Raw genomic sequence first — 26,230 nt, forward strand, 5'->3', positions numbered from 1 at the left:
GAACCGGCCGGGGATGTTCTCGTCGTCGATATACGCAGTCACGAGGGCACCCTAAGGGGCCTCAGCCTGCGAGGACAGGCGGGGTGGCGGTGCGGTGCAGCTCGGCCTCGACCAACGCGGCCGTCACGTCCGGGCGTTCGAGGTGCGGAAGGTGGCCGGCCTCGGGGACCGGCGCGAACCGGCCCTGCGGGAAGGCCTTCGCGTAGGCGGCTCCGTACGCGGGCGTGACGATACGGTCGCTCTCGCCCCAGATCAGCAGCGCGGGCCGCCGCACCCGCGCCAGCCGGGGCAGCAGCTTCGGGTCGGTCATCCGGCCGCCGTCGGTGAGCGCCCGCATGGTCGCCATGTTGGCCTGGCGGCGGGCGAGTTCGGCGGCGGGCAGGGTGGCCGGGTCGACGTAGAAGCGGTCCGGGTCGTGCCAGGAGTGCTCGGCCTGGGCACGCGGATCCAGCGCGAAGAAGTCCGTGACCGGCTCGCCCTCGATGTCCGCGCCGACCGCGTTGACCAGGACCAGGCCGGTGACCGTCCCCGCCGTGTCGCGTACGGCCATTTCGGCGGCGAGTTGGCCGCCCAGCGAGGAGCCGATGACCAGGACGTCGCTCAACTCGGCGTCCTGGAGCAGGTGGAGGTAGGCGACGGCGAGGTCGTCGACGCTCGTCAGCCAGCCGGGGCGGGGTGTGCCGTCCCAGCCGGGGTGGACGGGGGTGATGGTGCGGGCCGACCCGGCGAGGCGGGCGGCGAGGCCGGCGACCGTGGCCGGGCCGCCGCCTCCGTGGAGTACGAGCACCGGGCGGCCGGAACCGGCCTCGGTCAGCGAGATGGAGAGGTCCGGATACACCTGGGCGATGCGGTTCGTCGTCATGCCGTCAATCTAACTAAGGATGTTTATGTAAACAAGCTTAGTCATCGGTTACAGTGGAGCCATGCACGATGACCTGCAGGTTCTCGGAAGAGCGGTGAAACAGGCCCAGTACCGGCAGCACCGGGCGCTGGACAGCGCGCTCGCGGCCGTCGGCACCACCCTCGCGCAGTGGGACGCACTGCGCGCCGTCGACCGGTCGCCGGGCGCCTCGGCACGGGAGCTGGCCGCGGCCACCTTCCAGAGCGAGCAGGCCTTCGGCACGCTGGTCGGCCGGCTGGCCGCGCAGGGCCTGGTGGAACGGCGGCCGGGCCGCGGCCGGCGCATCGAGCACCATCTGACCCCCGACGGGGAGCGGACGCTGGCGGCAGGACACGGGGTGGCCGGCGAGGTGCTCGCCGACTGCTTCGCCGGGCTGACGGCGGCGGAGCGGGCGACACTGCTGGAGCTGCTGCGGCGGCTCAACGCGCAGGAGTGAACCGAAGGGGCGCCCCCGGCCGGACCGGAGGCACCTTCGCTCTGTTCTCCGTCACCTGCCGTCCTGCTCCACCGGCACCTTCTCCGTCTTCGGGGCCGCGGTCCCGTCGAGGGCCGGTGAAGTCCCGCCCGGTGCCTGCCCGTTCTGGTTCATCGAGGCAAGGAGCTGGCGGGCCAGACCCAGCCCCGTGCCGCCCATCGTCAGCGCCTTCGCGAACAGCTCGGCCATGCCGTCGGCGCCGTTGAGCAGCACCATGTTGTCGACGTTGCCGAAGGCGGACGCGCCGGCCTGGACGATCTCCGGCCAGTTCTCGGCGAGTTGCTGGGCGACGACCGCCTCCTGGTTCTCGGCGAGCGCGGCCGCACGGGCCTGGATGGCCGCGGCCTCGGCGAGCCCCTTGGCCTTGGCCGCCTCGGCCGCCGCCAGCCCCCTGGCCTGGGCGGCCGCCGCCTCGGCCTCGCCGGTGGCCCGGGTCGCGGCCGCGTTCGCCTCACCCCGGGCCCTGGTCGCCTCGGCCTCGGCGCCCGCGGCCGTCTTGACCCGGGTCGCCTCGGCCACCGCCGCCAGCTCCGTCTCCCTCGCCTGGGCCTCGGCCGCCGAGATACGTGCGTCACGCTCGCCCTCGGCCAGCGTGCGCTTCTCGTAGGCCATGGCGTCGGCCGGCTTGCGGACGTCCGCCTGGAGCTGCTGTTCGCGCCGGTACGCCTCCAGTTCGGCGACCCGCGTCTCCTGGACGACGACCTCCTGCCGGGCGGCCGCGTCGGCGAGCGGACCGGCCTGGCGTGCCTCGGCCCCCGCCTTGTCGCGCTCGGCCTGGTAACCGGCCTGCAGGATCTCGCTGTCCCGGGTGGCCTCCGCCATCCGGGCGAGCGACTGCTGTTCCGCCTCGGTGGCGAGACGGTCGGCCTCCGCCTGGGCGATCCGCGCGTCCCGCTGGACGGCGGCCGCGTGCGGCATGGCCAGGTTCTTGATGTACCCGGTCGGGTCGTCGATCTCATGGATCTGCAGGGAGTCCACGATGAGCCCCAGCTTCTCCATCTCCGTGCCGCAGGCGGCCCGGGTCTGCCCGGTGAGCTTGTCGCGGTCGCGGATCATGTCCTCGACCGTCAACCCGCCCACGATGGACCGCAGATGACCGGCGAACACGTTGTGCACCCGCTCGGACACCAGCTTCTGCTGGTCCAGGAAACGGCGGCCCGCGTTGGCGATCGACACGAAGTCGTCGCCGACCTTGAAGATGACCACACCCCGCACCTTCAGCGGAATGCCCTGGAAGGTCACGCAGTCGACCGACAGCTCGGTCTCCTTGAGGTCGAGGGAGAGCTTGCGCACCGCCTGTACACCCGGCATCACCAGCGTGCCGCGCCCCGTGACGATCCGGAACCCCATGCCCTCTTCGAGCCCCTCGGTCCGATGATTCGAACCGGAGATGATGAGCGCCTCGTTCGGCTCGGCGACCCGCCACATCATCTTGAACACACCGATCAGCGCGAGAACGGCGGCAACCGCCGCCCCCGCAACGACGCCGACAATCATCGGCATTCGCCCCCTTTGAATGGTGCCCTCTCGGCACCGAACGAGGGGAGTGTGCGCTCGCGGGGGCCCCGATTGAAGACATCGGCGGACCCTTGTTGCCATCTTGGCGCACAAGCCCCTCACCTGGGGCTGAGGGGACTCAACTCTCGTACGCAGGCGTGACGTAGACAGTCCGCGGCGCCAGGTACTCGACCACCATGACCACCGTTCCCCGCTCGAAGCGGCCGGTGCCGTCGGCGGCGTAGGCGAGGAAGTGCTCGGCGCCCCCGCGCACCCGGACGATCACTTCGCCGACGAGCCCGGGCCCGATCGTTCCGGTGACCCGACCCATCAGCCCCACCATCGGCGCATCGTCCATGGCCAGAGGGTACGGGGAGGTGAAGGCGGCAGAGAAGCCGCGGGCCGTCACGCAGCGGGGGAGTCCGCGGCCACGGCGTGCGGCGGCCAGAGCTCGTGCCAGCGCAGTTCGGACTCCAGCTGGGCGGCGACGGAGACCAGCAGCGGCTCGCTGTCCGCCGGTCCGAGCAACTGGGCACCCACGGGCAGCCCGTCCCCGGTGAACCCGGCGGGCACGTTCACCCCCGGCCACCCCAGCACGTTCCACGGCCACGCGTAGGGGCAGGCGGCGATCATCGCCCGGTCGGTGGCGAACTGACCGAGTCCGAGCAGAGCTCCGACGCGGGGCGGGGGAGCGGCGGTGGTCGGCGCGAGGATCAGGTCGTACGACGTGAAGAAGGAGCCGATCCGGCCCCGCAGGGTGGCCTCCGCGCGCCGGGCGGCCCGCAGCGGGGCCCCGTCCAGCAGCCGGCCCAGGCGGGCCGCCTCCAGGGTGCGCCGGTCGAGGAGGTCCGGATGCGGTGCCTCGCGGACGCGTTCGGCGATCCCGACCGTGGCACGTGGGACGAAGGTGAGCCCGATCTGACCGTAGGGCGGGTCGGCCTCCTCGACGGTGTGGCCCAACGCGGCCAGGTGCTGGGCGAGTTCAAGCACGCGGGCGCGTACCTCCGGCTGCAGCCGGGCGGGCAGTGCGGTGAACGGAGGCTTGAGGGAGAGCGCGATGCGCAGCCGCCCGGGGGCGCGTCCGATGGCCTCGGTGAGTGTCAACGGGCTCGGCCGATGAGGGTCCTGCGGATGGTTCCCGCTCGCCGCGTCCAGCAGCAGGGCCGCGTCGGCGACCGTGCGGGCCAGGGTGCCGTTGACCGTGATGCCCTGGAACGCCTCGCCGCGCGGCCAGGTGGAGATGCGGCCGCGCTGCGGTTTGATGCCGACGAGGTGGGTCCAGGCGGCCGGGATCCGTACCGAGCCGGCGCCGTCCGAGCCGAGCGCGGCCGGCACCAGGCCCGCCGCGACGGCGGCCGCCGACCCGCCCGAGGACCCGCCCGGAGTGTGCCGCGGCTGCCAGGGGTTGCGCGTGGCGCCGAAGGCCGGCCCTTCCGTGAACGGCCACTGCCCCAGCTCGCAGGTGTTGGTCTTGCCGATGATCACGGCCCCGGCCGCGCGCAGCCGCCGTACCGCCTCCGAGTCCTCCTGCGCTGCCGGGAAGTCGCCCCGGCAGCCGAAGGCGGTCGGCTCGCCGGCCACGTCCGTGTCGTCCTTCACCGCGACCGGCACCCCGAGCAGCGGCCGGCGCACTCCGTCGGCCAACTCCCGGTCGGCGGCGTCCGCTTCGGCGAGGGCCGCCGTACGGCGCACGATCCGGAAGGCGTTGAGGGAGTCCTGGGTGGCCTCGATGCGCGCGAGACACTCCTCCACCAGCCGACGGGAGGTCAACTCGCCTGCGGCCAGGGCGCGTACGGACTCGGCGAGGCCTGCGGAACGGTCGTACGGCATACGGGGACCCACCTCCGGGGCACTGCGTTTACCGGAGAGTAACGTCGATCCGGTTCCCGGAGGACAGGTTTCGCACAGCCGGCGTCCAGCTGCGCCCCAGTCCTGCAGAAAGCATTGACGTGAACCTGCCGCGACTCTTAGTTTCTGCGCGACTTGTCGAACCCAGTTCGAAATACCGGACGCGCCGCTGCGTCCGCGTCTGTACGAGCACCCGGAGAGCCGCCGTGACCACACGTCCCCCCACCCCGTCCCGCCGTACCCTGCTGCGCGCGCTGGCCGCCCTGCCCGCGACGGCCCTGGCCCTGGGCGAACTGCCCGGCCTGCTCGGGGCGGCCGAGGCCGCCGCCCCCGCCAGCGGCTACGCCACCCGCTACACCATCGTGCCCTTCCTCAACAGCGACGACGGGACGGTGAACGTCTACCAGTCCGACGACGCCACGGACTTCCGCCTCCTCCAGTCCTCGGCCTACACCCCGCCCAGCAACCGCATCCGCGACGCGAGCATCTTCAAGCACACGGACGGCTACTACTACATCACCTACACCACCCACACCTGGGAGGACGAGAGCACCACGATCGGCTTCGCCCGCAGCGCCGACCGGGTCAACTGGACGTTCCTGTACGACTACACGATCCCCATCACCGACCTGTCCCGGGCCTGGGCGCCCGAGTGGTTCGTGGACAGCGACGGCAGCGTCAACGTCATCGTGTCCTGCTCGACGACGGACGACGAGTGGATCTTCACCCCGTACGTCCTGACCGCGACCAACTCCGCCCTCACAGCTTGGACTTCACCGACCGCCCTCTCCGGCATCGGCTCCAACCACATCGACACGTACATCGTGAAGGTCGGCTCGACGTACCACGCGTTCACGAAGAACGAGACGGCGAAGTACATCGAGTACGGCACGGCCGCCAGCCTCAAGGGCCCCTACACGATCTCCAGGACCGGCGACTGGGCCGGCTGGGGGAGCTACCGCGAGGGCCCCTCGGTGATCCAGCTCGACAACGGCGGCTGGCGGATCTTCTTCGACGGCTACGGCGACGGCAACTACTACTACAGCGACAGCTACGACACGTTCGCCACCTGGAGCACCCCCACCGCCCTGGCCACGCTCTCCGGCACGGCCCGGCACTTCACGGTGATCAAGGAGACGGTGTCCGGCGGCGCCTCGGTGACCAAGAACGCGACCCGCTCCCTCCAGTCGGTCAACTACACGACGAGGTACTGGGAGGAGGTGTCCTCCCTCCTCAACCTCCCCGTGGTGACCAGCTCCAGCGCCACCGCCGACAAGCAGGCGGCCACCTTCACGGTGGTCGCGGGGCTCGCCGACTCCAACGGCTACTCCTTCCGCGACGCCGCCGGGAACTACCTGCGCCACTACGACTTCCGGGGCCGCTTCGACGCCAACGACGGCACGACGACGTTCGCCCAGGACGCCACGTTCATAGCCCGCACGGGCACGACCACCGGCTCGGTCCGCTTCGAGTCGTACAACTACCCCGGTTACTACCTGCGCCACTACAACTACCAACTCCGCGTGGACATCTCGAACGGAACCGACCTGTTCCGGCAGGACAGTTCGTTCGTTCCGGTGACATCCTGGGCCTGACCTGCACCGATGCTGACCTGGGCAAACTTCTTGATGACCCGTCAGCAGTGCCCGCGAGTTCCCTCGATTTCCCGGGATTTCCCGCGGAGATGTGCACAAGTTGTGCACTGGGCCTACATGACCCCGGTCAACTGTGCCACGCGACGCGCTCCGGTTGGACTGGGCGACACCGTGGTCATCACCGGGGCCAGTGGGGGACTGGCCATCGCCTGCTGTCAGCTGGCGAAGTTGAGTGGCGCCACTGTCATCGGAACGACGACCAAGGCCGGCCGTCAGGGCGAGCTCAAGCCCCTGGGCTACGACCACATTTGTACTCCACCGATCCCGACATGCCGACTCAGATGAAGGAGCTCACCCACGGCCTGGGGGCGGATGCCGTGTGGGACTGCGTCGGCGGCACCCCGTTCCTCAAGTTGTCCGCCGCGTGCACACGGCTCGGCGGAACTGTGACGGTCCTCGGCACACCGTATGAGCAGGGATTCGGCCTCGAACTGAGCGCGATGGTGTTCATCCTCCAGGAACTGACGATCGCCGGTGTCCGCGGTGCCGGCCGCCGGGATCAGAAGCTGTGCATGGAACTGCTGGAGGCCGGGAAGATCAGGCCGGTCATCGACCGCTCCTTCCCTCTGGCGTCGGCGGCCGAGGCACACGCCTACCTGGACAGTCAGCGTCAGATCGGCAAGGTGCTCCTCCTGCCGTGAGCCGGACAGCGCCTGTGAGGCGGCCCGCACGGTGCTTCGCAGTTCGACCGTCACCTTGCTCAGATGGTCCGGCGTGCCTGCGCTCTCCGGCAGTACGACGGACACGGTGAGTGGCAGCGGGTCGTTGGCCGCGAAGACGGGCGCCGCGATCGGGATGATGCCGGGGACCCCGCCGCTGTAGGTGATGGCGCAGCCGTCCCGGCGGATCCGTGCGCACACGTCCGCGACCCGCTCGATCGTCCAGTCCGTGTCCTTCCGGGCGAGCTCCACCGCCACCCCTGCGGCCGTCAGGGTCTCGGGAAGGTGGGCCAGGCGCCCGGCCCACGGAAGAGGTCAGCAGCGGCAGAGCGGCTCCGACGCGGACCGTGAGCGGCAGCGGCTGAGTGCCGTGAGGTTTCGTTGCCCGCGAGAAGATCCGGGGGTCCCGCGCCCTACGCACACGATAGGACCGCTCGCCGAGCGGGCCGGGCTCCGATCTGCCCATGCATTGTCTGGCAATCTGCAGCGGATTTTGTGCTGCCTGTTGACCGGCCTCCCTTCGGAGCTTACTTTACCCGCAGATTGTCTGACAAACAGCGGGCGCTGGAGTGTTCGGAATCTCCACTGCACCGGCTTCATCCCGCTCGGAACCTCGCATCATGAACAGAGGAGTCACCGTGACAGACATGCAGGCATCGGTGCCGGCCGAGGGCGCGTACGAAGCCAGTGACGCGCACCTGAAGAAACAGATCAGCCTGTTCGGACTGATCGCCCTGGCCGTGAGCGTCCAGATCGGGTCCGGCTGGCTGTTGGCCACACTCGCCGCCAGCAGTATTGCGGGGCCTGCTTCGATCATTACCTGGGTCCTCGGCGCGGTGTTCTTCGCCGTCATCGGCGTCACCTGGATGGAGCTCGGCACGATGCTGCCGAGGTCCGGCGCCGGGGTCCGCTACCCGCGGCTGACGCACGGCGCGTTCCTCTCCTTCTTCAACGGCTGGGGCTATCTGATCGCCGCACTGTCCCTGCCGGTGATCGAGGCCCAGGCGGTCATCACCTATGTCGGCGGTCACTGGCCGCAACTGGGCTGGCTCTCCAAGAGCGGCGGCACGGTGGTGCTGTCGTGGCCGAGGGGCATCCTCGTCGGCTTCGGCCTGCTGTTCGTGTTCTTCTTCCTCAACTCGATGGGCGCCAAGCTGCTCAGTGAGTCGAACAAGTGGGTCACGGTCTGGAAGCTCGTCATCCCGATCACGACCGCCGTACTGATGTTCACGGCCTTCAAGTCCGCCAACTTCACGATCGGCGGCGGGTTCACGCCGCGTGGATCGGGCGCGATCTTCGGAGCCCTGGCGAGCGGCGGCATCGTGTTCGCGTACTCGGGGCTGCGGCAGATCCTCGACTTCGGCGGCGAGGCGGTCAACCCGCAGCGCAACATCCCGATCGCGATGATCGTCGGCGGTCTGCTGATCCCACTCGTCATCTACGGAGTTCTGCAGGTCGGCTTCATCGGTGCAATCGACTGGAGCGACGCGCACGTCGCCCCCGGCAACTGGGCGGGCCTGATGAGCAGCGGCTGGGCATCGGCTCCGCTGCTCAACGCGGTGACGGCGGCCGGCTTCACCTGGTTCGCGACGGTTCTGCTGACCGACGCGGCGCTGTCCCCCGCGGCGACCGGCTGGGTGTGGCTGGGCATCGGCTCCCGCTCGGTGTACTCGATGTCGGTCAACGGCGAACTGCCCAAGCGGGCCCAGAAGATCAACAAGTACGGCACGCCGATCGTCGGACTCCTGGTGTGCACGCTGCTCGGCTTCTTCTTTTTCTTCCCGGCGCCGAGCTGGTACTCGTTCGTCTCCCAGGTGTCGGTCGCGCTCACGCTGTCGTACGTCATGGGCGGTCCGGTGATGATGGTCCTGCGCCGCACCGCGCCCGACATGCACCGGCCGGTCCGTGTCAAGTGGGCGTACTTCTGGGCGATCGCGGGCTTCGTCGCGAGCCTGATGCTGATCTACTTCGCGGGCTGGGTCTCCCTGATCAACCTGTTCACCATCGTGTTCCTGGCCCTGCCGGTCTACGGCGCCTACAACAGCGTGCGGAACGGCTGGAGCAATCCCGTCGGCAGCTGGGTGGTGTCCGGAGTGTTCAGCGTCGCCTGGATCCTCATCGCGATCGGCGGTGGCTGGCTGTTCAACCGTGATCAGAAGCAGTCGGCGGACGGGTGGAGCTTTCCCGTGTACTACACGGCGATGGCCGTCGCCGTCGTGGCCTTCATGGCCGGGCTCTACGCCGTGAGCACGGCCGAGGGCCGACGGCAGGTGCGCAGCGGCGTGTGGATCGTCGGCACCTTCCTCGTGATGCTGCTCATCTCCTACCTCGGCGAGTACGGCCCCATGAATTCTCCCGCGCTGGACGGCCCGACCGACCTGATCGTCATGATGCTCATCGCCATCGGCAGCTTCGTCTGGGCGGTGCGGTCGGGCGGCCCGACGGAGGAGCTGACCCAGGTGCTGGCACATCAACAGGCCGAGGAACAGGCCGTGGCTGACGCCCGGTAGCAACCCGTCGCGCTCCGGTCGCACCTACGCTCCGAGGAGCCCATGATGAACGCCCGCCATCCGGCCGACGTCCGCGCGCTGGTGGAGTTCCTGAGACTCTGCCCGCCGCTCGACACCCTGGACGAGGAACACCTGACCCGCGCGGCCGAGCGTGCCACGGTGACTTCCCACCGCACGGGCGAGGTGATCCTCGACGCCTTCGCACGGCCCGAGCGGGGCCTCTACGTCGTGTGGCACGGCCAGGTCTCCGTCTGGACGAACCCCGACCGGATCCGGGAACTGCCCGCCTTCAACCTCGGACCGACCGAGATGTTCGGGTACGTCGCGACCCTGCTCGGCGAGGCGGTCGGTCCGCGGGTCGCGGCTTCGGGTGACGCCATGGTCGTACGCCTCGACCCCGACCTGGTGGATCCGGTGTTCGCGACGCGGCACGGTGCTCGACTGCTGGCGCGCGAGGTCGACATGAGCCGCCGGATGATGGTGCACGGCTCCATCCCGACGTACACCCTCGTCGACGACCTGATCGTGACCTCGCCGCTGCTGGTCGAACCGACGACGAGCATCGCCGAGGCAGCGGCCCGGATGGAGGAGAAGGGACTGCCGTATGCCGCCGTAAGGCAGGAGGACGGCGGCTACGGCATCCTCACCGATGCCGGGATCCGGCGGGCGGTGGCCTCGGCATCGCCGGTCACCGAGGTGGTGGGCAGCGCGATGCAGACCGACGCGCCGTCCATGCGGCTGGGTGCCTCCGCCGCCGAGGCTCTGATCGCCGTGCTGGAGTCGGACGGCGATGTCGTTCTCGTCACCGACCGTGCGGGACGGCTCCGAGGTGCCATCGCCTCACGCGACTTCGTCGTCTCCTCGACCACCGCCGGAGCCTCTCTGCACGAGCAGATCCACCGTGCCGAGACCATCGACGACCTCAAGGGCCGCTACCGATCCGTGCCGGGCATGCTGACCGGCCTCATGGCCCGGGGGCTGGCCCCGGGCCGGATCATCACGGTCCATTCGGCCGTCATCGACGCCGCGGTACGACGGACCATCGAACTCGTCTCGGAGCAGTACCCGGACCTGAGCACCGAGGCGTTCACCTGGCTCTCGCTGGGCAGCAACGGGCGCCGGGAGGCCCTGCTGTCGTCGGACATCGACGCGGCGGCGTCCTTCGACAACGCCTTCGACGCCGCAGGGATCGCCCGGTACCGGCCCATGTTCCAGAAGGTCGCCGAAGTGCTGGAGGAAGCCGGCCTCGCGCACGACCGGCACGGGGTCAGCCCGGCGAACCCGAAGTTCGCGCGGACCCACGCGGACTGGGCCCGGGCCGGCCGGGACTGGATCACCGCACCCGAGGTCGACGACGCCGTCATCATGACCTGTCTGCTCATCGACGGACGCCCGATCCACGGCGATCGCGGACTGCCTGAAGTCGTCCGGGTCTTCGGTGACTTGAGGATGCACCCGCGCACGATGTCCATGCTGCTGGCGGCCTCCATCGCACAGAGCGGTCGCCCTGCCCCATGGCGTCGCAAGAAGGTCGACCTCAAGGCCCAGTTCCTCCTTCCGATCGCCAACATCGCGCGCTGGGCCGCCCTCAGCGTGGGCTCGACAGCGTTGCCGACGGACGATCGGCTCCTCGCGGCGAGCGGTTCCGACATGCTCACCGAGACCGACGCCACCGCACTCGCCGATGCCTTCGACGCCGTTCAGGGCATCAGGCTCGCGTGGCAGATGGAGCAGGCGACAGCCGGGCGGGCTCCGACCGACGTGGTCCGACTCGAACACCTCACACCGGTCGACCGCGCGATCCTCGCGGAAGTGACCCGCGTGGTCGTCGGCAGTCAGCGTCGTATGGGCAACATGGCGCGGTTCGTCATGCCCGAGATGCGACAGCGCCCGGGGAACATGAGGGGGGACAAGTGAACGTCATCGACTCCGCTCGGCCCGTCCGTCTCCCGGATCCGCGAGCTGCTCTCGTACCCGCGCGCCGTAGAAGCGCGTGAGTGCGGGTGCACGGGCGGCCATTGCCGTCACCCCGCCGTGGATCACATCGCAGATGATCGCGCAGTGGTCGGTTCTGGCGATGTCGGGGCTCTTGCCCTCGTACTGTGGGGCGTGAAGATCATCAGAGTGTCGCCGGGGAACCCGGGGGGCGTCTGGTGGACACCAGTAGCGACCAGAACCCGGGTCCCGCGCCTGGCCTTGACCCGCTCGGCGAGGATCCGTGAGAGCCGGAACCGGCCATTGCCGATGGACCGCGCGCACCGACAGTGCATTCCACCTCACCGACGGCGATGGCGGCCTTCGGGGGCCCTTCGATTCGATGTTTCTCCATGCGGCCTTGGGTGACGGTCTTCGAGGGCGCGCCGCAGCAGTCCGATGCCAGGGACCGCTCTCCGGCCGTGTTCGGGGCATCGCCATCCGCATCATCGCCGCCCGCGGCCGTAACGTCGCCCGCTCGACCGCGGCGCACCTGCCGATGCCGAGTACTCCGAAGCGATTGTGGCCCTGGGGCAAGCGAAGGTTTTCGAGCTCTTTTCATTTCTTGCCTTCCGTTCCAATTGCGGTAATTCTGGACTTGGCTCCACTCCTCGCGTAGTGGGCAGGAGCGGAAATGGACAGAAACGGTCGGCAGCCCGGCCTTCTCCCGGAACTGGCCGGTCTCATGGACAAGTCTCTCCCTGTCGCGACGGTGGACTGCGAGGGACGCCTCAGATCCTGGAGTCGCGGCGCGGAGGTGCTGCTCGGATACGCCGCTGAAGAGATCGTCGACAGACCGATCGCCGATTTGATGGTCGGTGACCGTGCGCTGAGGCATCGCGATGGTCATGTCATGGACCTGGCTTTTCGGCTGTGTCGGTTGGAGGACACCGAGCGGGGGACACAGTTCGTGTTCGCTGTCCAGGAACCGGCGGAGTCGTTCACTGGGTCGGACCGACTGCTTCTACAGCGAATGTTCGATGAGCAGTCCACCGTCCTTGTGATCTTCGATCTCGAGGGACGCATTCTCGATGTGAACGAGCGTGCGCTCAGGATGGCTGGACGCACCGATGCCGCTCAGATGCGCGGCCAACGTACGACCGAAGTCTTTGAGGGCCCGGTCTACGACGAGATCGAGCGCCGAGTCCTGCGGGTCGCCCGGACCGGGATGCCGGAGTCCTTGGAGAACTTCGTCAGGCTTCCCGGAGAGACACGCGCGCACGCTTGGGTGGACGATCTGTTCCCGCTCACGGACGAGACCGGCCGTACCCGGGCTGTGGGGTTTGCTGCCGCCGACTACTCGGAGCAGTACGGCTCGCGGGAGAGGCTCGCGCTGCTCAGCGAGGCCAGGGCGCGCATCGGCGGCAGCCTGGACGTCACGGGGACCGCCGAGGAACTCGTCGCGGTCGCCGTTCCGCGTTATGCGGACTACGCGAGTGTGGAACTCCTGGAGCCGGTGTTCCGGGGAGATGTGCCGGCCCCGCATTTCGCAGGTGCCGCACCGCTCAGAGAGGCGGCATCCGCATGGGCGCCGCGGTCGCCGCTCCAGCCCGGGGCCGGCGGTGCCGAGGCACGGTCGGCTCCCCTCGAGTGGTTCTCTGTCGTGGAACAGTGTCTCGCCGATGGCCAGGCCGTGTGGCGCGAGAATGGCGATGGTGCGACTGGATGCACGCTCGTCGCCGTCCCCATTCGTGCCCGGGGGGTGTCGCTGGGTGCCGTGCTGTTCGTCCGGTCGGCGGCGTCACGGGCGCCTTTCGGACCGGACGACCTGGTCGTCGCCGAGGATCTCGTCGCCCGCGCCGCGATCTGCCTCGACAACGCACGCCGGTACACCCGGGAGCGAAGCGTGGCGCTCACCCTGCAGCGAGCCATGCTGCCGCCGGGGGCGCCGGTCCATCCGGCGGCCGAGACGGCCACCCGCTACCTGCCTGCCGACAGCGGCTCCGAAGTGGGCGGCGACTGGTTCGACGTGATCTCCCTGCCCGGGGCGCGCCTCGGGCTCGTGGTCGGTGATGTCGTGGGGCACGGCATCCACGCCGCGGCGACGATGGGGCGACTGCGCACAGCGGTGCGCACCCTCGCCGACATTGATCTGCCGCCGGACGAGCTCCTCACCCACCTGGACGACATCGTGACCCATGGGGTGGGCGAGCTCGAAGGCGACGCCCTCGGCGAGCCATCGGGAGACTTCTGCGCCACCTGCCTGTACGCCGTCTACGACCCGGTCTCCGGGACCTGCACCGCAGCCCGGGCGGGACATCCGCCGCCGGTACTGGTCCTCGCGGACGGCAGCAGCCGGGCAGTCGACCTGCCTCTCGGACCGCCCCTGGGACTCGGCAGTCTGCCCTTCGAAGCCATGGAGTTTCCCGCACCTCCCGGGAGCCTGCTGGCACTGTTCACGGACGGACTCATCGCAACGCGGGACCGAGACCCTGATCACGGCCTCGTCGAGTTGTGCCGTGCCCTGGCCCGGCCCGCCCCTTCCCTTGAAGCGCTGAGCGACGGCGTTCTGGAGTCCATGTCCTCCGGGTCCCGCACCGACGACGTGGCCCTGCTCTTGGTGCGGACCCGCATGCTAGACGAGAGTCAGGTCGCCGACTGGGAGGTGGCGTGTGAACCCGCGGCCGTGGCTGAGGTCCGCCGCAAGGTCGCGGACCGGCTTGCCTCGTGGGGCCTGGAGGATGACGGGTTCGTGACCGAGCTCGTGGTCAGTGAGCTGGTGACCAACGCGATCAGATATGCCACGGGGCCCATTCGGCTACGGCTCATCCGGGAGCGCAGCCTGGTGTGCGAGGTGTCCGACGAAAGCAGCACCGCGCCCCATCTGCGCCGTGCCCGTGACTTCGACGAGGGCGGCCGCGGCCTCTTCCTGGTAGCCCAGCTCACCCAGCGCTGGGGCACCCGCTACAGCGGGGACGGCAAGACCATCTGGGCAGAACAGACGCTTCACCAACCCCGTTCCTGAGCGTCCTTGCCCCCTTGCTCACCCGCGCCAGCCGCAGCGCCGCTCCGGCCGGTCGGCGGCGCCGGCGGCGTGGAAGTGCTCCAGATAGCGGCGGGCACTTACGCGTGAGATCCCGGTGGCGGCGGCGCACTCGGCCGCCGACAAGGTGCCGTCGGCTTTACGCAGCGCATGCTCGACGAGGTCGGAGGTCTCCACGCTCAGCCCCTTCGGAAGCGTGGCACCGGTCCGGGGTACGGGCCCCGCGGACAGCACCCGGTCGATGTCGGCCTGCCCGCGTACCACCGTGGTGAGGAGACGGCCACGCCGGGCGGCGTACCACTCCAGGCGGGGTCGCAGGCCTTCGAAGTCGAAGGGTTTGAGCAGGTGGTCGACCACGCCGTGACGGACGGCGCGGCGCACCCTTCGGCCTCACGGACGGCGCTGATGACCATCATGTCGCAGTCGTGTCCGGCGGCGCGCAGTCTCGGGACGACGTCCAGACCGAACAGGTCGAGAAGGACCAGGTCCGGACGCAGCTCGTCCACCGCTGTGATGGCCTGCTCGCCGGTGCCCGCCGTGCCGACCACCCGGAAGGGTGACACGCGGTCGACGAAGGTCCGGTGGACCCGGGCCGCCATGAAGTCGTCGTCGACCACCAGGACGGGTGTCTCCCAGGTCGTCGCCCGCGGCGCCGAGCGCTGGCACTTGGGCGACCGGCTCGCGACTGCCGTCCCAAGTGAGCGCGCCCGACCAGCCGCGGCCCTGGGCCACCCCCGGCCCCAGGGGCAGACGGTCCCCGACGACAGTGGGTTGGTCGAACTGATGATGCGTCCGGTGGCGTCGGCCATGGTGACGGAGGTGACTCCGGACTGCACCAGGGTGGAGTGTGCCAAAGGCGCGAGTGCTTCCTCTGGTGCCGGTCGGGACGGTTGGGTGCGCACCAACGGGATGGCGGCCAGCTGCTCGGCCAGGGCCCCGACGCGTCGGCCCTCGACCCGGTCGAAGGTGGCCTCGGACTGGGCGAGCGAGACCGTCGCGACGGCCACCAACACGACCACCTCGATCGCGAGTTGGAGCACCAGCATCTCGCCCGCGAGCGTATGGCGACGAAAAGGGCTGACCGCAATGAACTCGACCTTTACTGCTGACGCATCATATGGAGTGCGTCGCGATCCTTGAGTCTACGGCAAAGGGCTCCTGACCTGTGGGTTTGCCCGTGCGCGTTATGTGCGGTGTGGATGTTACGGACGGAATCCTGACGCTGAAATGACGCATGTGACGCTCATCTGACGCTCGTTCTGATGGGATGTCAGGCGGCTTGTCGAGCAGGTCGGGCCCTGTCGAGGCGGCGGGCATCGATGGGGCGCCGAGGGCAGACGACGCTGAGCGCAGATCTACTGATCCTGCTGGGCAGACGGCACGGAAGGGACCAGCGGACGCGATGGCCTGCGGCGATGGGCGCTCGGTGGTCGCTGACCTGCGCGAATGACCCTTCGGTTGCACGCTCGTGCCGGTTGATGGGGCCGGGAGTCCCGGAAAAGTCCCAGCGCGCTACCACGGCTGGACCATGTGTCTCGGCGATGACCTCGGCCTCCGGTATCAGGCGGAGTTGGCGGCCGACGTACCCTTCGAAGAGATAGTCGGTCTCCCGTAGGGAGCTGCTCCCGAATTGCTCACGTCCCGTGTGGTAGACGCCGGCCGGGGTCGCCTCGCGCCAGAGCATCTGCGAATGCGTCAAGGACGCCCACGCCCCGGCCGGCGTCATCGCCCCTGGGAAGTCCGGCATCTGGTCCGGGAACGTCTCATGACTTCGGTGTCTGGGACGGGTCCGTGAGGTAGAGGACGTCGTCGGCCGAGCTGTAGGCTGACGCCTCGACCCCCCACTTCTTCATGATCTTCGCATAGGTGCCGTTCTTCACGATCTCCTTCATCGCGGCCTCGACGGCGGGGCCGAGCTTGCTCCCGTTCGGGACGACGATGGCCTGCTCCAGCGGGGCGTAGACGAACTTCTGGAGCTCGATCGGGATGTTCTGGCCGGCGATCGCGTAGCCCATCGAGTCCTGGGCGGTCGCCGTGATCTCGACGCGTCCGTTGGTGACGGCGAGGATGCGGGCGCCGTCATCCGGGTAGGTCTTGAGGTCGATCGGCTTGAGCCCGGCCTTCGCACAGTCCTTGTTCGCGGTCTTGACCTGGTCGATGAAGTACGTGCCGGCCACCACGCCCACCGAGTGGCCGCACAGGTCGGTCGCCTTGCTCACGGTGACCGAACTCCCCTTCTTGACCGCGAAGCCAGTGCCGATCTTGAACTGGGTCACGAAGTCGACCTGCTTGAGGCGCTCCGCGGTGACGCCGAAGTCGGCGGTCGACATGTCGTACCGGCCGCTCACGGTGCCCGGGATCAGCGAGTCGAAAGACCCCACTGGCGTGTTCTGCAGCTTGACGCCCATCACCTCGCTGATCGCGAGGGCGATGTCCGGCTGGATCCCGACGAGAGTGCTGCCCTCCAGGAACTCCTCCGGCGGGAAGTTGTTGTAGATGGCGTTCTTGATCGCCTTGTTCTTGAACTCGTCCGGTACCAGCGCGGTCACCGAGGCGGCAGGCTTGCCGCCCCATGAGGTGGTGATGGCCGACTGGCTCGTCGCGGACGCAGAGGCGGACGTGCCGCCGCTGCCGGAGCCGGACTTGGCAGCCGGATCGGCACAGCCCGACACGACCAGGGCGCCTATGGCGCTGGACGCGAGCAGGGCGATCGAACGGCGGGTTCCGATCTTGCAGGCCATGGCAGGTTCTCCTAGCTGATCTTCCGAAGAGGCAGGGGTGTTCCCCGGCCGCCCGGGTGTTTCCGGGGAGGGTGTGGAGGAGAGAGCGTGGGGGAGCGGGGAGGTCAGAGGACCTTCGACAGGAAGTCCCGGGTGCGCGGCATCTGCGGGTTGCCCAGCACGTCCCGGGGGTGTCCGCGCTCGACCACGACGCCGCCGTCCATGAACAGCAGGGAGTCGGCGACCTCGCGGGCGAAGCCCATCTCGTGGGTGACCACGACCATTGTCAGACCGTCACGGGCGAGGCTCTTCATCACGTCCAGGACCTCACCCACGAGTTCCGGGTCCAGCGCCGAGGTGGGCTCGTCGAACAGCATCAGCCGCGGTTTCATGGCCAGGGCACGGGCGATCGCGACGCGCTGCTGCTGACCGCCCGACAGCTGGCGAGGATAGTTGTCGGCCTTGCCGGCCAGACCCACCCGGTCCAGCAGCCCCATCGCGGTGGCGCGCGCCTCGGCGGCCGGCACCTTGAGCACCCCGACCGGGGACTCCACGATGTTCTGCACCACCGTCATGTGCGGGAAGAGGTTGAAGGACTGGAACACCATCCCGATCCGGGCCCGCTGGGAGGCGAGTTCCTTCTCGGGCAGGGTGACGTACTTGTGGCCGCGCCCCCGGTAGCCGATCAGCTCACCGTCCAGCTCGACCTTTCCTCCGTCGATCTCCTCCAGGTGGTTGAGGCTGCGCAGCAGGGTGCTCTTTCCGGAACCGGAGGGACCGATGATGCACATCACCTCCCCTCGCAGGACGGTCAGATCGACACCGCGGAGCACCTCCAGCGCCCCGAACCGCTTCTTGATCCCGGTGGCACGGAGCACCACTTCCCCGGTCTCGCGGGTGTTGTCCTCGACGGCAAGCATGTTCATCACGCCTTTCCCTGGCCGGCGACCGTGATCCGGGCCCACAGGACGCCGGCGCTGCGCCTGAGTCGCTGCCACGGCGTCAGCGGCAGTTCCCGGCGCCCGCCGCGTGCGTAGTGGCGCTCGATGTAGTACTGGACGACGCTCAGCACACTCGTGACGATCAGGTACCAGATGCTGGCCACGACCAGGAGCGGGATCGTCTGGAACGTCTGGTTGTAGATCTGCTGCGAGGTGTAGAGCAGTTCCGAGGTCGAGGTGACGCTGACCAGGGACGTCGACTTCAGCATGCTGATCACCTGGTTGCCGGTCGGCGGCACGATCACCCGCATCGCCTGTGGCAGGACGACCCGGCGCATGACGCGCCCGCTGCGCATCCCGAGTGCCACGGCAGCCTCGTGCTGCCCCTGGTCCACCGAGACGATGCCGCCTCGGACGATCTCGGACATGTAGGCGCCCTCGTTGAGCGCCAGCCCGAGCAGGGCGGCCACGAAGGGGGTGATGACGGCGTTCGAGTCGCCCGCCCAGAGGGTGGGCCCGACCAGCGGGATCCCGATCTCGATCCTCGGGAACAGCGCGGCCAGGTTGTACCAGAAGATGATCTGGACCAGCAGCGGTGTGCCCCGGAAGAACCAGGTGTATGCCCAGGCGACCGAGGACAGGATCCGGATCGGCGACAGCCGCATCACGGCGGTCAGTACGCCGAGCAGGATGCCGGAGACCATCGCGAGCACGGTCAGCTCAAGGGTGACCAGCAGTCCCTTGAGGACCCGCGCGGTGAAGAAGTAGTCACCGACGACGCCCCACTGGAGATTGGGGTTGGTGAAGAGCATCTTCACGATCCCCGCGGCGCACAGGGCGACGAACGCCACCAGCAGCCACCAGGCCGGATGCGAGCGGTGTGCGACACGTATCTCGTCGGGCTCCGTCGGGAGCTGCGTGGTCTGCTCGGGTGCCGTTGCCTTCATCGTGTGTGTTCCTTGTCGCGACACGGGTGGGTGCGCATCTGTCGCTCCGATCACTCGTCAGATCCGCCGGGAAGGCCGGATTCTCAGGGCATGTGCGAGGGGGGATCAGCGGAAGACATGGGGTGCCGGCGTCGGCGTCGGCGGTCGGAACACCGGGCCGTGTGGCTCCCCGTCGGATTCCGGATTCCGGGCTCGGCCCCGTGTGATTGGAGACCATCGTGGAGCAGATCACCCTCGTGGGACATGTACGGATGTTGGAGATCTGCCCCCGCTTTTCCACAGATGTCGAAAGAGATCCGACCGCGTCCCGGCCGTATTCACCAGGAAACGCAGATGTCACCGACCGATGCCCGGGGCCAATGGCAAAGGGCCCTGCCGCCCCCTCGGATGAGGGGATCGGCGGGGCCCGGCAGGGCGGCGGGGACTGTGTCAGGGAGCCGGCCAGGGGGCCCGCTCCGGCCGGTCCGGGCGCTTGACGGTCAGCGGGCTGGTGAACCGGATCAGGTTCCACACCGTGCCCACCTTGTCGTTGGTCCCCGAGGCCCGGGAGCCGCCGAACGGCTGCTGGCCGACGACCGCGCCGGTCGGCTTGTCGTTGACGTGGAAGTTGCCGGCCGTGTAGCGCAGCACTTCACGCGCCCGGGCGATCGCCTGCTCGTCGTCGGCGAAGACGGCGCCCGTGAGGCCGTAGGCGGTGGACTCGTCGACGAGCCGCAGGGTCTTCTCCCAGTCGGCGTCCTCGTACACGTACGCGGCCGTCACCGGAGCGAACAGTTCCTCCGTCATGAACGGCGAGTGCGGATCGGCCACTTCGAGGACGGTGGGCTCGACGAACCAGCCCACCGAGTCGTCGGTGGTGCCGCCGGTGACCACCAGGTTCTCGGCCCGCGCCCGCGCCAGCGCCTCGGTCTGCCGGGCGTGCTGGCGGGCGCTGATGACGGCACCGATGTGGGTGCCCGGCAGGGTCGGGTCGCCGGTCACCAGGCGCCGGGTCAGCTCGACGAGCCGCTCCTTCAGCGCGGGCCACAGGCTGCGCGGAACGTACAACCGGGACGGGGCGGCGCACTTCTGCCCCTGGTAGTCGAAGGCGCCGCGCACGCAGGCCACCGCGAGGGCGTCCAGGTCGGCAGAGGGGTGGGCGATGATGAAGTCCTTGCCGCCGGTCTCGCCGACCACTCGCGGATAGTCGCGATAGCCGTCGATGTGCTCGCCCACGGTCCGCAGGATCTGCCGGAAGGTGCCGGTCGAGCCGGTGAAGTGGACCCCGGCCAGGTGCGGGTGGGTGAGGGCGGTGGGGCCGAGTTCGGGGCCGCCGCCGTGGACGACGTTGACGACGCCGTCGGGCAGACCGGCCTCGCGCAGCAGCAGCGTCGACAGGTGCGCGGTCAGCGCGGCACTCTCGGCGGGCTTCCACACCACCGTGTTGCCGAGCAGGGCCGGGGCGAAGGCGAGGTTGTTGGTGGAGACGAAGTTGAAAGGCGAGACGGCGAGGACGAAGCCTTCCAGGGGCCGGTAGTCGAGGAGGTTGCGGACGCCTTCCGGGGAGTGCGGCTGGACGTCGTACATCGCCCGCATGTTCGCGATGTTGGCGCGGATCAGCTCGACCGTCTCCTGTACGGCGTCGCCGTCGGCCTGCTCGCGGGTCTTGGACAGCTCCAGCATGGTCGCGGCGGTGAGCCGCTCGCGCCACGGCCCGGTCTCCAGCAGCTCGGCCGCCCGCAGGAAGGGCGCCGCGCGCTCCTCGAAGCCGAGCCTGCCCCACGAGCGCGCGGCGTCGGCCGCCGCCTCGATCGCGTCCGTGACGGTGCCGGCGGAGGCGTGGTGCACCTGCCCGAGGCGTACGGCGTGCTCGTGCGGGGTGACGATCGGCAGCACCCGGCCGGTGCGGACCTCGCGGCCGCCCACCAGGTTCGGGACGTCGTAGTCGGCGGCGCGGACCTCGGCGAGCGCCGCGGCGAGTTCGGTCATGACAGCTCCGTTGGCGATGCGGGCACGGTGGTCCCGGCGGAAGAGAGGCGCAGGTGTCCCGACCCTAGGAGGGGGGTGCGCCGACCGGCTTCGGCGATGGAGTGGAATCTGCTGCCCGCGTTCATACTCTTGTCGAAGAGTCCAGGTCCCGGGGTGCGCACCCTGGACGGAACGAAGGGGAACCTCCTGATGGAGCGGGTCGACATGCAGGCTGCTGTGGACGACCTGGCCGCCGCGGTGGGTCTCTCCGTGCTCATCGAGGACCAGCACCAGCAGCCCGTCTGGTGGAGCACCCGGGGCGCGGTCGACGACACCCGCGTCCGAACCATCCTGAACCGGCGGGTGGAGCCGGCCGCCGCCGCGGTCGTACAGCGCTACCGGCTTATGCAGGCGACGGCCCCCGTGCACACCCCGGCCATTCCGGAGGCCGACATGTGGGCCCGCTGGTGCATGCCCGTGCGGTACGAGGGCAGGGTCCTGGGTCTGCTGTGGGTGCTCGACCCCGAGGACACCCTCACCGAGGCCGAGCTGCCCGCGCTGGTGGAGTGCGCGGACCTTGCCGCCGAGGCGATGGCGAAGTCCCGGCGGTCCGGCGAGGAACGGCTCCAGAGGCGCGACGACCTGATCGAGCGCCTGCTCCGGGGCCCGGACGAGGAAGCCGCGCGGGAGCTGACCCGTCTGGAGAACCTGCCGCCGGATGCCCGGGTCCAGGTGGAGGCCCCGGCGGCGACCGGCGGCTGGCCGCTGCCGGACGGGATGAGCGCGCACATCGCGGGAGGCCGGGAGCGCGGAGCGACCAGCGGCGGCCCGCTGCCGCTCGCCGACCTGGGCGAGGCGGCGCGCCGGGCGGCGGCCACCCGACGGGCCGTCGCCGCAGGCGCGCGGCTGGAGAAGGTGTCCTGGGACGCGCTGGGAGCCTGGCGCTTCATCGTCGACGCCCCTGACTCGCTGACCGTCCGGCAGGTGCATCCGGGTGCCGAGATCCTCGTCGGTCAGCCGCGCGACGACCTGATGACCACGGCACGCGTCGTCCTCGACCACGGTGGCGAGGTGACCACGGCGGCGGAGGAACTCCATGTCCACCGCACCACCCTCTACTACCGCCTGAACCGGATCACCGAGCTCACCGGCGCCGACCTGCGCACCGGCGCCGACCGGACCAGCCTGCAACTCGCCCTGTGGCTGGCGGCCTACCGGGCCACCGCCGTGTAGCGGCCGTCTTCAACAGTTGTCGAAGGCACTGGAGATCTCTCCTCTCCACCGTGGATGCGGCCGCTGACCAGCACACCTACGGTCGGCTGACATGAGAACCGACATGGTCGTCATCGGCGGCGGAGCGGTCGGTGCGGCCGTCGCCTACTACGCGAAACTCCTCGATCCGAGCGCCGACGTCGTCGTCGTCGAACGCGATCCCCGTTACGAACTGGCCTCCACACCCCGGGCGTCCGGCGGTGTGCGGCGCCTGTTCCACCTCCCCGAGAACATCGAACTGTCGAAGTACAGCATCGACTTCTTCGAGCGGTTCCCCGAAACGATGGCCGTCGACGGGGTCCCGGCCGACATCGGGTTCAGGAAAAACGGATACCTGTTCATCGTCCCGCCCGCCGACCGCGAGATGCTCCGGCGCAACTACGAGATCCAGCGCGAGCAGGACTGCGATGTCGTCTGGCTCGAACCGGACGAGCTGAAGCGCAAGTTCCCGTCCATGTACGTCGGCGACCTCGGCGCCGCCGTGCACTCTCCCGACGACGGCTGGCTCGACCCGCACAGTGTGCTGACCGGCTTCCGCAACAAGGCGAAGTCGCTCGGCGCACGGTTCCTCGCGGACGAGGTGGTGGGCCTGACCCGCGAGGGCGATCACGTCACCAAAGCGCTGTTGAAGTCGGGACAGCGGGTGTCGGCGGGCCAGTTCGTCAACGCGGCCGGTGCCTGGGCCAAGGACGTGTGCGCGATGCTCGGCATCAAGGTGCCCATCGAGCCGCTGCGCCGATTCGAGCACTACTTCGAGTCCCAGGACCCGATCGAGCCGCTGCCCTACCTCAAGGACACCCAGCGCCTCGCCTTCCGCCCCGAGGGCGGCGGCTACTCAGGCGGCGTGCCCACCCTCGAAGAGCCGCGCGGCTACAACTTCGCCGTCGACCGTGCCTACTTCGACAACGCGGTCTGGCCGGCCCTCGCCCACCGCTTCCCGCAGTTCGAGCGGACCAAGTGCCACAGCACCCTGCCCGGCCTGTACGACCAGAACGACTTCGACGGCAATGTGATCATCGGCCCCGGCGCCGACGGCCTCGCCAACTTCCACATGCTGTCCGGTTTCTCCGGCCACGGCCTGATGCACGCGCCGGGCTGCGGCCGTGCGATGGCGGAACTCCTCCTCACCGGGGAGTACAGCACGATCGACCTCTCCCGTTTCGGCTGGCAGCGACTGCTCGACGGCACCCCGCTGCCCGAGCAGGGCATCATCTGAGGAGCCGTAGCACTGATGAGCAGGACATTCGACTACATCGTCATCGGCGCCGGCTCCTCCGGCTGCATCATCGCCGCCCGACTCACCGAGGACCCCTCGGTCCGGGTCCTGCTGGTGGAGGCGGGCGGCTCCGACCGGAGCCTGTTCATCACCATGCCCGGCGGCCTGCCCTTCGTCTACCAGAACAAGCGGATCGGCTGGGGCTACCGGTCGGGCCCGGAGCCGCACCTGCACGGCAAACTCATCGATGAGAAGGCCGGCAGAGTCATCGGCGGCTCGTCCTCGATCAACGCGATGATCTTCAATCGCGGCAACCCGATGGACTACGACGGCTGGGCCGCCGACGGCCTCAAGAGCTGGGACTACGCCCACTGCCTGCCGTACTTCCGCAAGATGGAGACGTTCGAGGACGGCGCCGACGACTTCCGCGGCGGTGACGGCCCGCTGCGGATCAGCCGCGCCAAGGCCGGGCACAAGCTGTACGACGCCTTCCTTCGCGGCGGCGAGGAGGCCGGGTTCGAGGTCACCCCGGACCACAACGGCTACCGGCAGGAGGGCCTGCACATCGCCCAGTCCTTCATCCACGACGGCGTCCGCTGGAGCGCCTCGCGCGCCTATCTGCGCCCCGCCCTTGACCGCCCCAACCTCACCGTGCTGCCCAGGGCGCTGGTGAACCGGATCCTCGTCGAGAACGGCACCGCCGTCGGTATCGAGGTGACCGGACGCGACGGCAGCCCGCGCCGGGTCACCTGCGAACGCGAGGTGATCCTCTGCGCGGGCGCCATGAACACACCCAAGTTGCTGCTGCTCTCGGGCATCGGCCCCGCCGACCACCTGCGCGAGACCGGTGTCGAGGTCACCGTGGACGTCCCCGGAGTGGGCCAGAACCTCCAGAATCACCCCGGCGTCGACATCCAGTTCGGCACCCGGCACGAGGACTCCCTCACCGCCGAACTCGGCATGGCCGGCCGGGCCAGGCTCGGCGCCGAGTGGCTGTTCCTGCGCCGGGGCCTGGGGACCACCAACTTCTTCGAGACGGGCGCCTTCCTGCGCACCCGCGACGACGTCGACTTCCCCAACATGCAGTACGAGTTCCTGCCGCTCACCCGGCAGCTCAGGAACGGCAAGCTGGTACCGGTGCCCGGATTCCAGTTCTGGATGGACCTCTCGCGCCCGCAGAGCCGCGGCTACGTCAGGCTGCGGTCGGCGAACCCGGCGGACGCGCCCGTGACCGTGTTCAACCACTACGCCTCCCCTCAGGACCTCCAGGACATGGTCGACGGCGTACGGCTGGTGCGGGAGCGGCTGGTCAGGCAGCCCGCCTGGCAGCGATTCCGCCCGCAGGAACTCAACCCCGGCCCGGACCTGGCCAGCGACCGTGAGATCGAGGGCTGGATCCGCACGGCCACCGGCACGTCGTACCACCCCTCCGGCACCTGCCGCATGGGCACCGACCCCGAAGCGGTCGTCGACGGCGAGGGCAGGGTCAACGCTGTGCCCGGCCTCCGGATCGCCGATGCTTCGATCATGCCGAAGGTCATCACCGGGAACCTGAACGCCCCCGTGATGATGATGGCCGAGAAGATCGCCGACCGGATCCGGGGACGGGAGCCGCTGCCGCCGTCCGAAGCCGTGTACTACCGGTCCGCGGGCTAGCAGGCCGGGATTCCCCGACACGACGAACGCGCCCCGCTCGCTGAAGGCCACGGTCTTCCGCGAGCAGCGGCGGCGGCCGGGCGCGGGTGCTGCAGTGGTATGCCGGGAAGGCAAAATCCGCCTGCCGGCACCTGCAGATCATCCGGCCGGATGCGGCGAACTGGATAGGGCATGAGTTCGAGAGTGGGGCAGCGGCGTTGGCCTGGCTTGACCCCGAAGCCACGAATTTCCTGGCTGCGGTTCAGCGGACGGGCGAGGATCAGCACGCATCCTCGGATGTCAAGCTTGCCCTCGTCTGGGCATCTATTGGGAACCAAGGTGGCGTTTCGACGGCTTGGTCTCCGTCAGTCAGCTGGGGGAACACGCGCAAGGATTCATGCTCTCGTCCGTGCCAGCGATCTATACCGAGCTATTGGTGATCACTACGGAGAGGGCGGCCGCGTCTACGCCCGCTGGATCGCCCCGCGCCTGTCCGAGGTCCGCCCAGACGCCACCCTCGTGGCCCAGTTCACCGGGACCGGCCCGAGCACTCAAGCGGTGGAGGACGGTCCTGGCACGCAACTGGGCACGAGCGACAAGGTTCGCTCCGCCGTGCCCACCGGTCTGGCCGTCACGACGGTACTCGTCCCTGTCGCCCTCATGCTGCTGAGCAGGTCCCGCAGGACTCCGGCATCGGCGACGCGATCGCCTCCGCCCCGAAGGGAGCGCATCTCAACGTCATCGTCCTCGGCAGGCTGATCGCCCTGCTGCTCTCGCTGACCACCGGCTCCGCCACAGTCGGCATTGCCTCCGCCACCGGCATCGTCGCACCAGTGGTGGCCGGAGGAGGCCTGGAGGCCTCCCTGCTCGTGGTGGCCATCGGGGCGGGTTCCCTCGGTCTGAACTACGTGAACCACGCCGGTTTCTGGCTGGTCAAGGAGTCCTTCCGGATGGACCTCGGCCAGGCGACCAAGACACAGACCGTCGTTCAGAGTCTGGTCAGCGTGCTGGCACTGGGCATGGCACTGCCGCTGTCCGTCTTCGCGCGGC

General features: G+C 69.3%; 17 protein-coding genes and 4 pseudogenes. 10 read left to right on the forward strand and 11 right to left on the reverse strand.

Annotated features, from left to right (window positions below; genetic code table 11):
• Positions 1-61: 61 nt before the first annotated feature.
• A complete protein-coding gene (locus ACFWPQ_RS15325) occupies positions 62-862 on the reverse strand; it encodes an alpha/beta fold hydrolase (RefSeq protein WP_384033715.1) in 801 nt (266 codons plus the stop codon).
• 61 nt (positions 863-923) lie between these two features.
• Between ACFWPQ_RS15325 and ACFWPQ_RS15330 the strand changes: the two genes are divergently transcribed.
• Positions 924-1,337 carry a MarR family winged helix-turn-helix transcriptional regulator gene (locus ACFWPQ_RS15330; RefSeq protein ID WP_361293748.1) on the forward strand — a complete coding sequence of 138 codons (414 nt, stop codon included), beginning with the start codon at positions 924-926 and terminating at the stop codon, positions 1,335-1,337.
• A 51-nt stretch (positions 1,338-1,388) separates the two neighbouring features.
• Here ACFWPQ_RS15330 and ACFWPQ_RS15335 read toward each other — a convergent pair whose 3' ends face one another.
• From ACFWPQ_RS15335 to ACFWPQ_RS15345, 3 genes are all read right to left on the reverse strand, one after another.
• Positions 1,389-2,879, reverse strand: coding sequence for an SPFH domain-containing protein (locus ACFWPQ_RS15335; RefSeq protein ID WP_384033718.1), 1,491 nt, complete (start codon positions 2,877-2,879; stop codon positions 1,389-1,391).
• 133 nt (positions 2,880-3,012) lie between these two features.
• Positions 3,013-3,231, reverse strand: a complete 219-nt coding sequence (locus ACFWPQ_RS15340; RefSeq protein ID WP_384033721.1) for a hypothetical protein — start codon at positions 3,229-3,231, stop codon at positions 3,013-3,015.
• A 47-nt stretch (positions 3,232-3,278) separates the two neighbouring features.
• Positions 3,279-4,703: an amidase gene (locus tag ACFWPQ_RS15345; protein ID WP_384033724.1), complete on the reverse strand. Its 1,425-nt coding sequence runs from the start codon at positions 4,701-4,703 to the stop codon at positions 3,279-3,281.
• Between the two features lie 224 nt (positions 4,704-4,927).
• Here ACFWPQ_RS15345 and ACFWPQ_RS15350 point away from each other — a divergent pair, with 224 nt between their 5' ends.
• Together ACFWPQ_RS15350 and ACFWPQ_RS15355 are read left to right on the forward strand one after the other, a co-directional pair.
• Positions 4,928-6,316, forward strand: a complete 1,389-nt coding sequence (locus ACFWPQ_RS15350; protein WP_384033727.1) for a glycoside hydrolase family 43 protein — start codon at positions 4,928-4,930, stop codon at positions 6,314-6,316.
• A 329-nt stretch (positions 6,317-6,645) separates the two neighbouring features.
• Positions 6,646-7,017, forward strand: a complete 372-nt coding sequence (locus tag ACFWPQ_RS15355) for a zinc-binding dehydrogenase (RefSeq protein ID WP_384033730.1) — start codon at positions 6,646-6,648, stop codon at positions 7,015-7,017.
• 75 nt (positions 7,018-7,092) lie between these two features.
• Here ACFWPQ_RS15355 and ACFWPQ_RS15360 read toward each other — a convergent pair.
• Positions 7,093-7,293 (reverse strand): annotated as a pseudogene (locus ACFWPQ_RS15360) (IclR family transcriptional regulator); the annotation flags it as partial.
• 389 nt (positions 7,294-7,682) lie between these two features.
• Here ACFWPQ_RS15360 and ACFWPQ_RS15365 point away from each other — a divergent pair.
• The 3 genes from ACFWPQ_RS15365 (at position 7,683) to ACFWPQ_RS15375 (ending at position 14,484) form a co-directional block, all read left to right on the forward strand.
• Entirely contained in the window at positions 7,683-9,545 is a 1,863-nt protein-coding gene (locus tag ACFWPQ_RS15365; protein WP_384033847.1) for an APC family permease, read from the forward strand.
• A 45-nt stretch (positions 9,546-9,590) separates the two neighbouring features.
• Complete coding sequence (locus tag ACFWPQ_RS15370; protein WP_384033733.1) at positions 9,591-11,462, forward strand: putative nucleotidyltransferase substrate binding domain-containing protein; 1,872 nt, start codon at positions 9,591-9,593, stop codon at positions 11,460-11,462.
• A 691-nt stretch (positions 11,463-12,153) separates the two neighbouring features.
• Positions 12,154-14,484, forward strand: a complete 2,331-nt coding sequence (locus ACFWPQ_RS15375; protein ID WP_384033736.1) for a SpoIIE family protein phosphatase — start codon at positions 12,154-12,156, stop codon at positions 14,482-14,484.
• Between the two features lie 18 nt (positions 14,485-14,502).
• Here ACFWPQ_RS15375 and ACFWPQ_RS15380 read toward each other — a convergent pair.
• From ACFWPQ_RS15380 to ACFWPQ_RS15405, 6 genes and pseudogenes are all read right to left on the reverse strand, one after another.
• Positions 14,503-15,101 (reverse strand): annotated as a pseudogene (locus ACFWPQ_RS15380) (response regulator).
• A 31-nt stretch (positions 15,102-15,132) separates the two neighbouring features.
• A pseudogene (locus ACFWPQ_RS15385) lies at positions 15,133-15,548 on the reverse strand (ATPase); the annotation flags it as partial.
• 717 nt (positions 15,549-16,265) lie between these two features.
• Complete coding sequence (locus ACFWPQ_RS15390; RefSeq protein ID WP_384033739.1) at positions 16,266-17,243, reverse strand: ABC transporter substrate-binding protein; 978 nt, start codon at positions 17,241-17,243, stop codon at positions 16,266-16,268.
• 104 nt (positions 17,244-17,347) lie between these two features.
• Positions 17,348-18,142: an amino acid ABC transporter ATP-binding protein gene (locus tag ACFWPQ_RS15395; protein ID WP_384033850.1), complete on the reverse strand. Its 795-nt coding sequence runs from the start codon at positions 18,140-18,142 to the stop codon at positions 17,348-17,350.
• A gap of 5 nt (positions 18,143-18,147) precedes the next feature.
• On the reverse strand, positions 18,148-19,110 hold the full coding sequence (locus ACFWPQ_RS15400) for an amino acid ABC transporter permease (protein WP_384033741.1): 963 nt from the start codon (positions 19,108-19,110) through the stop codon (positions 18,148-18,150).
• Between the two features lie 429 nt (positions 19,111-19,539).
• The gene (locus tag ACFWPQ_RS15405) at positions 19,540-21,078 is read right to left on the reverse strand and encodes an aldehyde dehydrogenase family protein (protein WP_384033744.1); all 1,539 of its coding nucleotides are present in this window, start codon (positions 21,076-21,078) and stop codon (positions 19,540-19,542) included.
• A 204-nt stretch (positions 21,079-21,282) separates the two neighbouring features.
• Here ACFWPQ_RS15405 and ACFWPQ_RS15410 point away from each other — a divergent pair, with 204 nt between their 5' ends.
• The 4 genes and pseudogenes from ACFWPQ_RS15410 to ACFWPQ_RS15425 form a co-directional block, all read left to right on the forward strand.
• Positions 21,283-22,290 carry a PucR family transcriptional regulator gene (locus ACFWPQ_RS15410; protein WP_384033747.1) on the forward strand — a complete coding sequence of 336 codons (1,008 nt, stop codon included), beginning with the start codon at positions 21,283-21,285 and terminating at the stop codon, positions 22,288-22,290.
• Between the two features lie 91 nt (positions 22,291-22,381).
• Positions 22,382-23,545, forward strand: a complete 1,164-nt coding sequence (locus ACFWPQ_RS15415) for an NAD(P)/FAD-dependent oxidoreductase (protein ID WP_384033749.1) — start codon at positions 22,382-22,384, stop codon at positions 23,543-23,545.
• 15 nt (positions 23,546-23,560) lie between these two features.
• A complete protein-coding gene (locus ACFWPQ_RS15420) occupies positions 23,561-25,201 on the forward strand; it encodes a choline dehydrogenase (protein WP_384033752.1) in 1,641 nt (546 codons plus the stop codon).
• Between the two features lie 683 nt (positions 25,202-25,884).
• Positions 25,885-26,154 (forward strand): annotated as a pseudogene (locus tag ACFWPQ_RS15425) (gluconate transporter); the annotation flags it as partial.
• Positions 26,155-26,230: the final 76 nt, after the last annotated feature.

The sequence above is a fragment of the Streptomyces sp. NPDC058464 genome, assembly GCF_042721035.1.
Taxonomy (GTDB): domain Bacteria; phylum Actinomycetota; class Actinomycetes; order Streptomycetales; family Streptomycetaceae; genus Streptomyces.